The 12,873-nt window shown below is 75.5% G+C and carries 12 protein-coding genes; 5 read left to right on the top strand and 7 right to left on the bottom strand.

From position 1 onward, the window contains the following. Positions 1–4 precede the first annotated feature (4 nt). Together AB0J40_RS37060 and AB0J40_RS37055 are read right to left on the bottom strand one after the other, a co-directional pair. Positions 5–649, bottom strand: a complete 645-nt coding sequence (locus AB0J40_RS37060; RefSeq protein WP_364462959.1) for a response regulator transcription factor — start codon at positions 647–649, stop codon at positions 5–7. Further along, positions 646–2,613: a sensor histidine kinase gene (locus AB0J40_RS37055; protein WP_364462956.1), complete on the bottom strand. Its 1,968-nt coding sequence runs from the start codon at positions 2,611–2,613 to the stop codon at positions 646–648. The genes AB0J40_RS37060 and AB0J40_RS37055 overlap by 4 nt, the downstream gene beginning before the upstream one ends. A gap of 147 nt (positions 2,614–2,760) precedes the next feature. On the opposite strand from AB0J40_RS37055, the gene AB0J40_RS37050 reads away from it, so the two are divergent. Together AB0J40_RS37050 and AB0J40_RS37045 are read left to right on the top strand one after the other, a co-directional pair. Beyond that, on the top strand, positions 2,761–3,111 hold the full coding sequence (locus AB0J40_RS37050; protein WP_364462954.1) for a hypothetical protein: 351 nt from the start codon (positions 2,761–2,763) through the stop codon (positions 3,109–3,111). Continuing rightward, positions 3,108–3,770, top strand: coding sequence for a hypothetical protein (locus tag AB0J40_RS37045; protein ID WP_364462951.1), 663 nt, complete (start codon positions 3,108–3,110; stop codon positions 3,768–3,770). Before AB0J40_RS37050 ends, AB0J40_RS37045 begins: the two co-directional genes overlap by 4 nt. On the opposite strand, the gene AB0J40_RS37040 is transcribed toward AB0J40_RS37045, so the two are convergent. Next, positions 3,762–4,868: an ANTAR domain-containing protein gene (locus AB0J40_RS37040; protein WP_364462948.1), complete on the bottom strand. Its 1,107-nt coding sequence runs from the start codon at positions 4,866–4,868 to the stop codon at positions 3,762–3,764. The genes AB0J40_RS37045 and AB0J40_RS37040 overlap by 9 nt on opposite strands. A gap of 103 nt (positions 4,869–4,971) precedes the next feature. Further along, entirely contained in the window at positions 4,972–5,838 is an 867-nt protein-coding gene (locus AB0J40_RS37035; protein WP_364463032.1) for an SDR family oxidoreductase, read from the bottom strand. A gap of 129 nt (positions 5,839–5,967) precedes the next feature. Between AB0J40_RS37035 and AB0J40_RS37030 the strand changes: the two genes are divergently transcribed. Then, positions 5,968–6,699, top strand: coding sequence for a hypothetical protein (locus AB0J40_RS37030; RefSeq protein WP_364462945.1), 732 nt, complete (start codon positions 5,968–5,970; stop codon positions 6,697–6,699). A 4-nt stretch (positions 6,700–6,703) separates the two neighbouring features. Here AB0J40_RS37030 and AB0J40_RS37025 read toward each other — a convergent pair whose 3' ends face one another. After that, positions 6,704–7,498, bottom strand: a complete 795-nt coding sequence (locus AB0J40_RS37025; RefSeq protein ID WP_364462942.1) for an SDR family oxidoreductase — start codon at positions 7,496–7,498, stop codon at positions 6,704–6,706. Between the two features lie 4 nt (positions 7,499–7,502). Then, positions 7,503–8,303, bottom strand: coding sequence for an alpha/beta fold hydrolase (locus AB0J40_RS37020; protein ID WP_364462939.1), 801 nt, complete (start codon positions 8,301–8,303; stop codon positions 7,503–7,505). Positions 8,304–8,442: 139 nt separating this feature from the next. On the opposite strand from AB0J40_RS37020, the gene AB0J40_RS37015 reads away from it, so the two are divergent. Next, positions 8,443–9,405 (top strand): LysR family transcriptional regulator, encoded by a 963-nt coding sequence (locus AB0J40_RS37015; RefSeq protein WP_364462936.1) that lies wholly within the window; start codon positions 8,443–8,445, stop codon positions 9,403–9,405. Between the two features lie 94 nt (positions 9,406–9,499). Continuing rightward, entirely contained in the window at positions 9,500–10,165 is a 666-nt protein-coding gene (locus AB0J40_RS37010) for a DUF4097 family beta strand repeat-containing protein (RefSeq protein WP_364462933.1), read from the top strand. Here AB0J40_RS37010 and AB0J40_RS37005 read toward each other — a convergent pair whose 3' ends face one another. Continuing rightward, positions 10,166–12,808, bottom strand: coding sequence for a CHAT domain-containing protein (locus AB0J40_RS37005; RefSeq protein ID WP_364462931.1), 2,643 nt, complete (start codon positions 12,806–12,808; stop codon positions 10,166–10,168). Between the last annotated feature and the right edge of the window lie 65 nt (positions 12,809–12,873).

The raw sequence follows: 12,873 nt of genomic DNA, 5'->3' as shown, positions 1-12,873 counted from the left end.
GCGGTCAGCTTCGCCCCAGGCCGGCGTCCCGCGCCCGGATGATCGCGGCCGCGCGGTCGGCGACCTGGAGCTTGGTGAGGATCGCGGAGACGTTGTTCGCCACCGTCTTCGCGGCCAGGCCCAGGCGGCGGCCGATGGCGCCGTTGGGCAGGCCGGCGGCGAGGAGGTCCAGGATCTCGCGCTCGCGGCGGGTCAGCTCTCCGAACGGCTCGTCGGTGGCCGGCGGCGCGGTGAGGAAGGTCAGGACCCGTTGTGCCACAGCGGGTCCGAAGATCGCCTCCCCCGCCGCCACGGCCCGGATGGCGCGGACGATCTCGTCCTGCTCGGCGCCCTTGACCAGGTAGCCGCGGGCGCCGGCGCGCAGCGCGGCGAAGACCGAGTCGTCGTCGGAGAACATCGTGAGCACGAGGACGGCGACGCCCGGGGCCGCGCGGGCGATCTCCTTCGTGGCGGCGATGCCGTCGAGGCCGGGCATCCGCAGGTCCAGCACCGCGACGTCGGGCCGGGTCGTGACCACCTCCCGGACGGCCGCGCGCCCGTCCTCGGCGATCCCCGCGACTTCGAAGCCGGGCAACGAGTTCAGCAGCGCCGCCATGCCTTCGCGGACGATCGGGTGGTCGTCGGCGATGACGACCCGGACGGCGGTCACGGTGCCCCCAGCGGGAACGACACCCGCACGCGGCCGCCCTCGGGCGACGGGCCGGCCTCGAACCCGCCGCCGAGCTCGGCGGCGCGCTCGCGCATGGCGTGCAGGCCGACGCCGGGCCGCCACGGGCCGTCCGGCGGGCCGTCGTCGGCGATCTCCAGGTCGAGGTCGCCGTCGGTACAGCGCAGCCGCAGCACCGCGGTCGAGGCCGTGGAGTGCCGGACGACGTTGGTCAGCGCCTCGGTCGCGACGCGGTAGGCCGCGACCTCGACGGCGGCGGGCAGCACCGGGACCTCGCCGGGCACGTCGAGGCGCACGAGCAGCGCGCCGCCGTCGGCCCGCCGCACCAGGTGCTCGACGCGCTGGCGGAGCGCGCCGACCAGGCCGAGGTCGTCGAGCGCGGGCGGGCGCAGGTCCTCGACGAGCCGCCGGATGTCCGCGACGGCCGTGCGGATCTCCCCGCGGAGCGCGCCGAGCAGCTCGCGGGCGCGCCCGGGGTCGGTGGCGAGCAGGTTGGCGGCGGCGTCGGCGATGAGCGCGACACCGGTGAGCGCGGGGCCGAGGCCGTCGTGGAGGTCGCGGCGCAGCCGGCGGCGTTCCTCCTCGCGGGCGGCGATGATCCGCTCCCGCGACGCCTGCAGCTGGTCCGAGAGCAGGGTGGCGTGGACGGCGACGGCGAGCGGCGCGGCGACGAGCGCGAGCACGGCGTGGTCGGCGGTCCCGAGGTCGCCCTCCCCCGAGCGCGCGCCGATCCGCAGCTCGCCGACCGTGGCGCCGCCGTACTCCAGCGGTACGACGGTCACTTCTTCCGGTGCTTCGCCGTCCTCGGCGAGGACCTCCCCGGTGGTCGCGACGGCGGCGTACGGGACGCGCAGCGCCGACCGGATCGCCGTCACGACCCCGGCCAGGCCGGATCCGGCCAGCTGCTCGCCGACCCGGGAGACGACGCGGGCCGGGTCGCCGCGGTCGCCGTAGAGCGCGCGGCCGACCGCGCGCTGCAGCCGCGGCAGGACCGGCGCGACCAGGAGGGCCACCACGATCGTGGCCACCGCGGACCGGCCGAGCCGCGCGGAGACGAACCGGTCCAGCAGGGTGACCAGCACGCCGTAGGCCAGCACGACGCCGGCCGACAGCAGCACCCAGGCGAGCACGCGCGCCACGGCGAGGCGGATGTCGAGCAGCCGGTGCCGCACGATCGCGATGGTCACCGCGACCGGGATGAGCGGGATGGCGAACAGCACCACCACCGGCGTCCCCGCGACGAACGACCACGGCACGACGAACGCGGCCGCGGTGACGGTCGCCAGCAGCAGCCACAGCAGCTGCCGGCGCCGGACGTCGTCCCCGCGCCGGTAGCGGACCACCAGCGCCGCGACCGCGAGCAGCAGGGCGGCGACCGTCCGCAGTTCCGAAACCGTCCACAGTGGACCCAGCGCGTCGTGGCCCGCCAGCGTCAGGTACCCCGGCGGCAGGCCGGGGACGGCGGGCCCCGGGCTGGTCCCGAGTTCGAGGACGAACAGCGGCGCCGTCGCGATCAGGGCGAGCACGGCCGGGCGCCAGCGGCGGCCCGGCAGCTCGCCGTCCGGGAACAGCACCAGCGCCAGCGGCAGGAACAGCCCGATCGACCACGGCCACGACCAGGCGAACACCGTCGCGGCCAGCCGCTGGAGCCCGAGCGGCGCGCCGCCGTCGTGCAGGGCCTGCAGGAGCGGGACGGCCGCCGCGGTGGTGGCGTGCCCGAGCCCGTCCGCGAGGAACAGCCACCCGATCGGGTTGCGCCCGCGGTGCCACCCGATGACCGCCCCGCAGACGGCGAAGGCGACGCCCATGACCGAGTTCGTCACGACGAAGGCGTCGAGCGCCTGCTGCCACGACCACCCGACGGCGATCGTGAGCGCGACGGCGACGCCGGCCTCGGTCACGGCGAGCGCGCCGAGGCCCGCGGCGAGCCCGCGGCCGGTCGTCATGGGCCTCAGTGTCCGCCTTCGCGGTCCCGCTGTCCCGGGACCACGTTCCCGGATCGGCCGGGCGTTTTCCCGGACCGGGCGGAACGCGGGCTCATGCGGCGGGACCGGCCGGGCCCGCACGGTGGACGGGACCCGAGGAGGTTCGAAATGTCGCGATCGACGCGTGCCGGGCTGCTGGTGCTCGGCTTCCTGTCCGTGGTGGACCTGTTCGTCCCGCTGCTGACCGACGGCGCCCACCCGCCGATGGCGGTCGCCGTGGCCGCCGCGCTGCTCGGCGCGCTCAGCCTGGTCCTGGTCGTCGCGGCCTGGCGGGGCGCTCGGCGGGCGGTGCCCGGCCTGGTCGTGCTGCGGGCGCTGTCCGCGCTCGGCGCGGTCCCGGCGGCCGTGACACCCGGTGTCCCCGGCCCGGTGGTCGTCCTGGCGGGCGCCGGGGTGCTGGCCACGATCGCCGGCGCGGCGCTGGTGCTCGCCCCGCGGCTCACGGCGGGTGCGCGATGAGCCGCCCGGCGCGGTGGCTCACCGCGGCCCTGCTGCCCATCGGCCCGGCGGCGATCGCCGTGCTCCGGCTGGTGCTGCCCTACGACACGACCGACGACGCCGCGGTGGTCGTGCGCAAGGTGGCCGCCGCCCCGGACACGCAGTCGCTGGTCGTCTGGCTCGGCTTTCTCGCCGTGCTGACGCTGGTTCCGGCGGTCCTCGCGGTGGGCGGGGTGACGAGGACGACGGCCCCTCGCACGACGGCCGCGGCCCTGCTGCTGCTCGTCCCGGGGTACCTGTCGCTGGGGCTGCTGGTGTCCGCCGACGCGGGAGTGCTGTTCGGCGTCCGGGAGCACCTGCCCGAACCGGTGGTGGCGCGGCTGTTCGAGGCGGTCCACCCGGCCACGGCGGTGGCGGGCGTGGTGTTCGTCGCCGGGCACGTCGCCGGAACCGTGCTGCTGGGGACGGCGATGTGGCTTTCCGGCGCGGTCCCGCGGTGGGCCGCCGGGGTGACGGCGGTGTCGCAGCCACTGCACTTCGTGGCGGCGGTCGTGCTGGCCAGCCACCCGCTCGACTTCGTGGCGTGGGGCGGCAACGCCGTGGGGTTCGCCGCGATGGCCGTCGCGCTCCTGCGGGCGGTGCCCGAACCGGCGGCCGCCGGCGAGCCCGTTTCAGCGTGACGTCGCGCGGGCGTGCAGGTGCTCGAGGGCGTCGAGGACGACGGTGCGGCCGTGCCAGTCCAGCCAGCGGCCCGCGTCGGCGCACACGCGGTCCACCAGCTCCAGCTGCGGGGTACCGGGCAGGTCGGCCGCGCGGCCGTGGTGGGTGGTCAGCACGCCCGCGCACGCGCCGTCCGGGGTGAGGATCGGGGTGCTCTGCGCCGCCCGCGCGCCCGCCTGCAGGACCGCGTCGCGGTGCTCGGCCGTGTACACCGGGCTGGTCGCGACGTCGTGGACGACGACCCGCTCGCGGCGGTGCTGCGCCTGGGTGCACGCCGCGCCGCTGTCCAGGTGGGTGAACAGGTCCACGTACCGCGGGCCGAGGCCGTGGTGGTGCTCCAGCGCGAGGCCGCCGGCGAGGGGTTCGACGCTGTGCACCGCCCCGTGCGGCGCGCCGGTCAACCGCATCGAGACGGTGAGGGCGGCCGTCAGCAGCGCGGGCGGGGTCCGGCCGGCCGGGCGCAGGACGGTGGGCGGCGCGGCGCGGCGGGTGCGGCCGGGGAACCACACGGGCCCGGCGGGCGCGGGCACGGCGTGCACGGCCGCGGCGAGCGCGCGGATGGTGACGTTGTGGCTCTGCGACGCCTCCCGCACCAGCTCGAACGCCTCGTCGGCCGTCGCCAGCCGGTAGCGCTCGCACAGCACGTCGAGCGCGCCGGCGATCCGCGCGCGGTTGCGCGCCCGGCGCTCCTCGACGGCCTCGTTCGACGCGGTGCCGCCCAGCCGGGCGAGCGCCTCCTCGCGCGTGGTCGCGACGGTGAGGCGGCGGTCCGCCTGCCGCAGGCTCCAGGCGACGAACCGGTCACGCGTGACGACCACCAGCCGGTGCCGCCGCCGCACCGCGCGGTCGTGGAGGCGCACGAGCGTCCGGACGACGACGGCGGACACGAGGGTCGCCTCGGTGAGGTCGACGACGACGTCCTCGTCGGCCGCACCGACGGCTCTGCCGATGTGGGGCGCGGCGGCGAGGTCCAGTTCGCCGCGCCAGGCCAGCGTGCGGACCCCGCCGGACCGGGCACGGCGCAGCGTGCCGGTGGCGGAGTGCTGTTGTTCGGACATTTTTCGCGTACCCCAAAGCTCGGCCAGGGATCTGGCACGCCACTCTGCTGGACGCGGAATCCGTGACCTTACTGTGGCAGAGCCGGGAACCGATCGCGACCGGTCAGAGGATCGGTTTTCCGCCGGTGACCGCGACGCGCGCGCCCGAAACGTAACTGCCGTCATCGGAGGCCAGCAGCACGTACACCGGCGCCAGCTCCGCCGGCTGCCCCGCCCGGCCCAGCGGCACCTGCTGCCCGAACGACTCCACCTGCTCCGCGGGCATCGTCGACGGGATCAACGGCGTCCAGATCGGCCCCGGCGCCACACTGTTCACCCGGATCCCCTTCGGGCCGAGCAACTGCGCCAACGCCGCACACATGTTCGCCACACCCGCCTTCGTCACGTCATAAGGCATCAGCTGCGGACTCGGATTATCGGAATTCACCGACGAACTGCCGATGATCGACGCCCCCGGCCCCAGATGGGGCACAGCGGCCTTGACCAGGTGGAAAAAAGCACTCAGATTCGTCGCCAGCGTGTGGTCCCATTCCTCGTCCGGGATCTCCTCCACGGTTTCGTGCGTCATCTGGAAGGCGGCGTTGTTCACCAGGACGTCCAGCCGGCCGAACTCCGCCACCGCCCGGGCGACCAGGGCACGGCAGTGCGCGGGGTCGGCGACGTCACCCGCGACGACCACCGCCTTGCGCCCGGCCTCTTCGACCCAGCGCCGCGTCTCCTCGGCGTCGTCGTGCTCGTTCAGGTACGAGATCAGGACGTCGGCGCCTTCGCGGGCATACGCGATCGCCACCGCACGGCCGATCCCGCTGTCCGCGCCGGTGATCAAGGCCGCTTTCCCGGTCAGCTTCCCGGAGCCGCGGTAGGAGTGTTCGCCGTGGTCGGGCCGCGGGGACATCTCCGCGGTGGAACCGGGCGGGGTTTGCTGCTGGGCGGGCTGGGACACGGCTGACTCCTCGCCGGGCGGGGGCATGATCCGCTTCGAGTACCCGGAGGTCACGACTTCACACGAGCGTCCGACAGGGCGTAACGCATCACCCACTCGGTCGATAACCCGTTCGTGTCCGGAACACCCGGGCCTTCACGAACGGACCCACTCACCATGTCTCGTCTCCACCTGGGAGCGCTCATCGCCACCGGGGCGGTCGCCGCCCTCATCAGCGCCGGGTGCGCCAGCACCTCCGGCACCGCGGAGCCGGCCGCCGCCTCCTCCGCGCCGACGTCCGCGAGCCCCACGGCCGCCTCGCTCGACGCCGCGAAGGCGGGCTCCGCCGTCGTCGACGCCGCGAAGCAGGCCAAGGCCGTCCACGTCCGCGGCGTCGTCTCCGAGGGCGGGAACCTCAACCTCGACCTGCAGCTCAACCCGGACAGCGCCAGCGGCACCGTGGTGCAGGACGGCCTGGAGATCCCGGTCCTGCGCGTCGGGGACAAGTACTACTTCCGGTTCAGCGACTCGCTGGTCAAGAAGGCGGGCGTCCCGGCTTCGGTCGGCAAGCTGCTCAAGGACAAGTGGGTGCCCTCGACCTCGCAGATCGGCGCGGGGATCGGCGAGGCGTTCAAGCAGTTCCTCGACTACAAGACGTTCACCGACAACACGATCGGCCAGCTGGACGCGGCAACCTTCACGGCGGGCGGCCCGACGACGACCAACGGCGTCCAGGCCCTGACGTTCACGACGTCCGACGGCACGGCGACCGTGGCCGCGGGCGAGCCGCACTACCTGCTGCGCATGCAGGAGCCCAAGAGCGGCACGCTCGAGTTCTCCGACTGGGACAAGCCGACGACCGTCACCGCGCCCAAGGCCTCGGAGATCTACTCGGGCCCGGGCGCGTAGCGAGTCAGTGCAGCTCGGTGGTGTAACCGCCGTCGATGGTGACCGTGGTGCCGGTGATGTTCGCCGCCACCCGGTCACTCGCCAAGAACACCGCCAAGTTCGCCACCTCACCCGGCCGGGTGAAACGACCGGTCACCGCGCGCGCGGCGGCCTCGTCCGCGACCGACGCCGGGTCCGCCCCGGTCGTCGCCGCGATCGTCTCCGCGACGCCGCCGGTGCCGAGCCACAGGTCCGTCGCCACCGGGCCCGGGCTGATCGCGTTGGCGCGCACTCCCCGCGGGCCGAACTCCTTCGACACCGACTTCGTGAAACTCACCAGTGCCGCCTTCGCCGCGCTGTAGTCGATCACGCCGGGGTCGGGCAGGGTGGCGTTGATCGACGCGATCGTCACCACGCTGCCCCGCCCGGCCGTCACCATCGACGGCAGCACCGCGCGCGTCGCCCGGACCGCGGTCAGCAGGTTCAGCGTGAGCGACCGCGTCCACTCCTCGTCGGTGACCAGCAGGAAGCCGTCCGGTCGCGGGGTGACCGCGCCGACGTTGTTGACCAGGACGTCGACGCGTCCCAGCTCCGTCAGCGCCAGCTCCACGAGCCGGCCCGGCCCCTCGGGCGTCCCGAGGTCGACGGCCAGCGCGTGCGCCTTCCCGGCGCGGACGAGCGCCTCCAGGCCCGGCCCCGGATTCCGGGCGCCGGCCACGACGTGGGCACCCTCGGCCACCAGGGCTTCGGAAACCGCGAGGCCGATACCGCGGCCGGCGCCCGTCACGACGGCGACCGCGCCGTCCAGTCCCAGGTCCACCGGCCTAGACCCCGTGCTCGCGCAGCCAGCCGAGCACCGCGTCGGCGACGTCGCGCCAGCCGCTGTCGATCGTCAGCGAGTGGCCGCGGCCCTCGAACTGCTTCAGCTCGGTGACGGCCGTGGAGTCCCGGTACTGCTTGAGCGTCGACCGGGTGACCACGTCCGGGACGGTGTGGTCGGCGGTGCCGGACACCAGCAGCAGCGGGCCGCGGTCCGCGCGGTGGGTGTCGACCTTCGCCTGCGAGTGCAGGACGAAGTTGGCCGCCGCGGCCTGGAACAGCGGCCGGGCCGGCGACGGGATCGTCCAGCGCCGGAACAGTTCCGCCGACTCCTCGTCGCTCAGCGCGTTGCCGAAGCCGAACCGGAACTCCTTCTCGGTCAGCGAAACCGACCGGTGCAGGTTGGCCGGGTTGCCCAGCGCGGGCAGGCCGGCGCGCAGCTGGGCCAGCGGCAGCGGCAGGACGCCCTTGATCTGCGCCGGGTCGATCGCGACGCCGGCGCGCCCGATGCCCTGGCCGAGCAGCTTTTCGGTGATGAGGCCCCCGAACGAGTGGCCGACGACGACCGGCGGTGCGTCGAGGCCGGCGATGATCGACGCGTAGTGGTCGGTGGCGTCGTCGATCCCGATGTCCGCGACGGCCTCGGGGTGCTCCCGCGCCTCCTCGACCGTGCCGGGTTCGTTCGGCCAGCCGGGCGCGACGGGCGCGTACCCGGCGGCGCGGAAGTGGTCGATCCAGGGGGTCCACGACGTGGCGTGCAGCCACAGACCGTGGATGAACACGACCGGGGTACCCGTGTCCGCCATCGCATCCTCCGCACTTCGAGCCGGCACCTGCGCAGAAGCCAACCCGATCCCCGCGCCGGCGTCCAAGACCTGGTGCGTGCGCATCGATAGCCGGGATGGCATCGTTGGCCCTCTGCTCCCCTCGCGCGGGAAGGCCCGGATGGACCTCGACCTCAGGCTGGTGCGGTACTTCGTCACGGTCGCCGACGAGCTCCACTTCGGACGGGCCGCCGCCAAGCTGTTCATCAGCCAGCCGGCGCTGTCCAAGCAGATCCGCCGGCTCGAAGCCGACGTCGGCGCGCCGCTGCTGGCGCGCGACAGCCGCCACGTCACGCTGACCCCGCGCGGCGAGCGGTTCCTGCACCACGCCAGGCAGCTGCTGGCCACCGCCGAGCAGATGCTGCGCGAGCCCGCGCCGAACCGCCTGCGCGTCGCGCACATCTTCGAGCTGGACACCAGCCGCGTGGTCGCCGACGCGTTCGCCGCCGCCCACCCCGGCGTCCAGCTGGTGCAGAGCCAGCTGGACAGCGCCCGCCAGCTCGCCGCGCTGCTGGACGACCACCTCGACGTCGCGGTCATCCGCGTCACCGCCGCGCTGACCGCCGAACACCCGGCGGGCTGGCGGCACGAGCGGCTGCGGCTCGAGCCGTTCTGGCTGGTCGGGCGGCCCGGCGACCCGCGGCGGGCGGCCGCGTCGCTGCACGAGCGTCCCCTCGAGGTCTTCGCGGACGCGCCCGGCACGGCGCTCTACAACGTCCACGGCCGGTACCTGACCGCGCTGGAGCAGCAGACCGGGCTGGCCCTGCGCTGGCTGGGCAACCCCGGCACGTTCGAGCACTGCCACGCCGCCCTCGGCCGCGCGGCCGACAGCGCGTTCCTGCTGGAGTTCGACAGCTACGCCCGCCGGTACGCCGAGCGCGGCGTCCCGGTCCACCGGCCCCGGGAGCTGCAGCCGGTCTACCCGTGGTCGCTGGCGTGGCGGGACGGCGAGCCGCCGGAGACCGTGCGCGAGTACCTCCGGATCGCCCGCGAAACCGCGGGACGGCACCGCTGGCTGCACCCGGAGCGGGCCGGCGCCGCGCCGCTGTGGGCACCGCCGGAGGACCTGTCGGCACCCGGCTGAGCCGTGTCAGGCCGGTGGCCGCCGGGTGTCAGGGCGGCCGGACATCGTGGTTGACGTCCCCACCGACGGGGACACCGGAACCGAGGAGACCACGATGCCGAACTTCACCACCCCCGCCCCGATCACCGCCGTCCTGGACCTGCCCGCCGGGCGCGTCCACCTCGCCGCCGGCGACCGCGCCGACACCACCGTCGAGGTCCGGCCCGCCGACCCGGCCAGGAGCCGCGACGTCAAGGCCGCCGAGCAGACCACGGTCGGCTACGCCGACGGCGTGCTCCACGTGCGGGCCCCGCGGGCCGAGAACCGGTACTTCGGCCCCACCGGCGCGATCGAGGTAGTCGTCGGCCTGCCGTCGGGTTCGGACGTGCGGGCCACGGCCGATGCCGCCGAACTCGTCGGCACCGGCCGCCTCGGCGACGTCGCCTTCGAGGGCGCCTACCGCCACATCCGGCTCGACGAGGCGGCCGGCGTCCGCCTCACCGCGACCGACGGCGACGTCGAGGTCGGCCGCCTGGGCGGCCCGGCCCGGATCAGCACGGCGCGCGGCGACATCCGCATCGCCGAAGCGGTGCGCGGCGACGTCGTGCTGGACACCCGGCAGGGCGCGATCACCGTCGGCGCCGCGGCGGGCGTCTCCGCGTCCCTCGACGCGGGCACGTCCCACGGCCGCATCGACAACGCGCTGAAGAACACCGGGACGCCCGAGCTGGCCATCCGCGCCACCACGGCGTACGGCGACATCGTGGCGCGGAGCAAGTGACTAGCGTGCTCCCGCACCGATGCAGACGAACCCGGCGGACGCGGCCAGCGCGCCGGGACCGTCGGCCGCCACCTTCTGCTGCGCGGACGCGAGCGCGGCCGCCGGCGCCTCGCCCGCCGCGAGGCGCCGGTGGACCTCGGTCATCAGCGGGGCCGTGGCGAGGTCGGGCACCGGCACCACCGAAGCCACGAGCTGGGCGGTGCCGCGTTCGATGAACGTGGCGCTGAGCCCGAGCAGCTCGTTGCCCGGGCACACCACCGACCGGCCGACGTCGCACGCGGCGAGCAGCACGGTCTCGGGCACCCGGGGCAGCCGCCGCACGTCGTGGACCAGGAGCGGGCCGTCGTGCAGGCGCAGCGCCGAGAACAGCGGGTTGTCCACCGCCAGCCTGCCGTGCGCGGCCAGGTGCACGGTGCCCGCCGTGGTGAGCGCGGCCAGCACGGCCTCGACCGTCGCGGCTTCGTCCACCAAGGCCGTCCGCCGGTGGATTTCCGCGACCGCCAACGCTTCTTCGCGAGCACCAGCGAGTCCCGGGCCGCCGGCGACGGCGACGTCGCGCACCGGACCGGCCGGCCGGGTCGCGGCCGCGTGCCAGAGCGTCGCCGACGGCGAGACGGCCACCGGGCGCCCCGCGCACGACGGCAGCACCGCCCACGGCACGTTGTGCAGGATCCCGGTCGGAACCACGACCAGCGGGCGGTCCCCGATTTCGGTCAGCGGGCCGAGCACCAGCGCGTCGAGGCGCGCGCCCGCGCTGTGCAGGAACCGCGCCACGGGCATCCGCGACCGGTCGGCCGCCCGGGCGGCGAGCTTGCGCAGGGCGAAGGGGATCCGGTCCAGCAGGCCGGCCACCTCGGCCACCGGACCGAGGGTGTGCAGCCGCAGCCTGCCCTCGACCAGGCACAGCCCGAGTACCGTCCCGTCGGCCTCGACGAACTCCAGCAGCGCGCGCTCGCCGAGGGCCGCGGCGAGGTCGTCGACGGAGACCGGGCCGGCCGGGGTGTCCCCGGCCGCGGCGGGCAGCAGCCGGCTGCGGTCGCGGATCCGCCGTTCGAGCTCGACCTGGCGGTGCAGCAGCCGAGTGGTGGGCGTGCCCGCGGCCCTGGCCTGTTCGAGCGCGACGGCGGTGGCCCGCAGCCGCGGCAGGAGCGCGGCCAGCTCGGGATCGTCCGGGGGCAGCGCGGAGCGGTGCAGCAGCCGGCTCGCCCGGCCGCGCTCGGCCCACTCGAAGACCCCGCGCACCCGGCCCTCGTCCAGCGCGACGCGCAGCCCGAGCCCGGCGAGGTCCGCGCGGTGCGACGCCGAGTACGCCCGCAGGTCGCTCGCGCCGAGCGCGGCGTGGTGCTCGTCGAGGATCCGCAGCCCGGTGCGGGCGGCGGTGAGCGCGCCGCGGGGGTTCTCGCGACGCCTGCGCAACGCCTCGGCGTACCAGCCGCGCGCCCGCAGGGTCGCCGGTCCCGCTCCCCGCCGCGCCCGGGCCGCGACGGCGAGGTGCGCCGCGGCGACAGCCGTCCGCCCGCGGGCCTCGGCGAGCCGGGCCGCGTCCACCCTGGCCTGCACCGCCGCCAGCGGACGGCCGTTCGAGTCCAATGTGGACACCATGGCTTCGGCGGCCGCGCCGCTGATCCGGCTGCGCTCGCCGGCGCCCAGGTGCGCGCGCAGCTGCGCCGAGCGCGCCAGCGCGGCCCACTGCGCCCGCCCCTGCGCGGTGAACGCGCGCAACGCCGCGCGAGCCTGCTCCGCGGCCCTCGGCCAGTCTTCCTCCAGCAACGCGATCTGGGCGAGCAGCAACCGCAGTTCGGGGACCTTCAGCCGCCGGTTCTCGGCGGCGAACACGCGCACCGCGCGCTCGGCGGTCCGGCGCGCCTCGGTGACGAGCCCGACCGACAGCAGGAGCTCCGCCCGGTCCTGCAGCACCGGCGCGAGCTGGCCGCCGTGCGCGCCGATGATCTCCTCGGCCCGGTCCAGGCAGGCGAGCGCGGCCGGGACGTCACCGCGCTGGCTCTCCACGAACCCCAGGTTCTCCGCGATGATCCCGACGACGAGGTCGCGGCCGAGCTCCCGCGCGAGGACGTCGGCCTCGGCCAGATCGCGGACCGCTGCATCGAATTCGTAGCGCTCGGCGTGCAGGATCCCGTGGTTCATCAGCGCGCGCTGCAGCCCGAGCCGGTCGCCGGCGCGCCGCAGCTCCCGGACCGCGGCCTGGTAGTCGACGGCCGCCTCGTCGAGGCGGCCCACGTGGTAGCGGATCACCGCGCGCTGGGCGAGCACCTTGCCGATCCCACCGAGCTCCCGCACGGCGACGTCGATCTCGCGCAGCGCGGCCCGCGAGCTGCCCCGCTGCACCAGCGCGAAGGCGAGCTTCATCCGGCTTTCCCCGGCGAGCGCACGCTGTCCGGCGCGTTCACCGTGCCGCACCGCGCGGCGCAGGTGCCGCACGGCTTCGCCGACTTCGCTGCACTGCATGAGCGCGTGCCCCCACGCCTGCTCGGCGAGCGCGGCCGCGTGGGGATCCCGCTCGCGCACCGCCCGCCGGACGGCTGCGGCCGCGGCCGGGACTGCCCTTCCGGGCTGCAGATCGGCCAGCCGCATGGCCGTCCGGGCTTCGGCGAGGGCCGAGTCCGCCACCATGGGTTTCAGCATTCCCGGCGGCGCGGTCCTCCGCCAGCGCGTATCAGCGCGAGCCCCGCGCGCGTCTGAAGAGGTGC

This window comes from Amycolatopsis sp. NPDC049691, from assembly GCF_040675005.1.
Classification (GTDB): domain Bacteria; phylum Actinomycetota; class Actinomycetes; order Mycobacteriales; family Pseudonocardiaceae; genus Amycolatopsis.
This window is presented reverse-complemented; position numbering and strand designations above follow the sequence as displayed.

Bases quoted from the DNA above. Each gene is read 5' to 3' on its own strand.
- AB0J40_RS37040 (WP_364462948.1), bottom strand. From the start codon at position 4,868: ATGTCCGAACAACAGCACTCCGCCACCGGCACGCTGCGCCGTGCCCGG.
- AB0J40_RS37050 (WP_364462954.1), top strand. From the start codon at position 2,761: ATGTCGCGATCGACGCGTGCCGGGCTGCTGGTGCTCGGCTTCCTGTCC.
- AB0J40_RS37055 (WP_364462956.1), bottom strand. From the start codon at position 2,613: ATGACGACCGGCCGCGGGCTCGCCGCGGGCCTCGGCGCGCTCGCCGTG.
- AB0J40_RS37010 (WP_364462933.1), top strand. From the start codon at position 9,500: ATGCCGAACTTCACCACCCCCGCCCCGATCACCGCCGTCCTGGACCTG.
- AB0J40_RS37015 (WP_364462936.1), top strand. From the start codon at position 8,443: ATGGACCTCGACCTCAGGCTGGTGCGGTACTTCGTCACGGTCGCCGAC.
- AB0J40_RS37045 (WP_364462951.1), top strand. From the start codon at position 3,108: ATGAGCCGCCCGGCGCGGTGGCTCACCGCGGCCCTGCTGCCCATCGGC.
- AB0J40_RS37030 (WP_364462945.1), top strand. From the start codon at position 5,968: ATGTCTCGTCTCCACCTGGGAGCGCTCATCGCCACCGGGGCGGTCGCC.
- AB0J40_RS37035 (WP_364463032.1), bottom strand. From the start codon at position 5,838: ATGCCCCCGCCCGGCGAGGAGTCAGCCGTGTCCCAGCCCGCCCAGCAG.
- AB0J40_RS37020 (WP_364462939.1), bottom strand. From the start codon at position 8,303: ATGGCGGACACGGGTACCCCGGTCGTGTTCATCCACGGTCTGTGGCTG.
- AB0J40_RS37005 (WP_364462931.1), bottom strand. From the start codon at position 12,808: ATGCTGAAACCCATGGTGGCGGACTCGGCCCTCGCCGAAGCCCGGACG.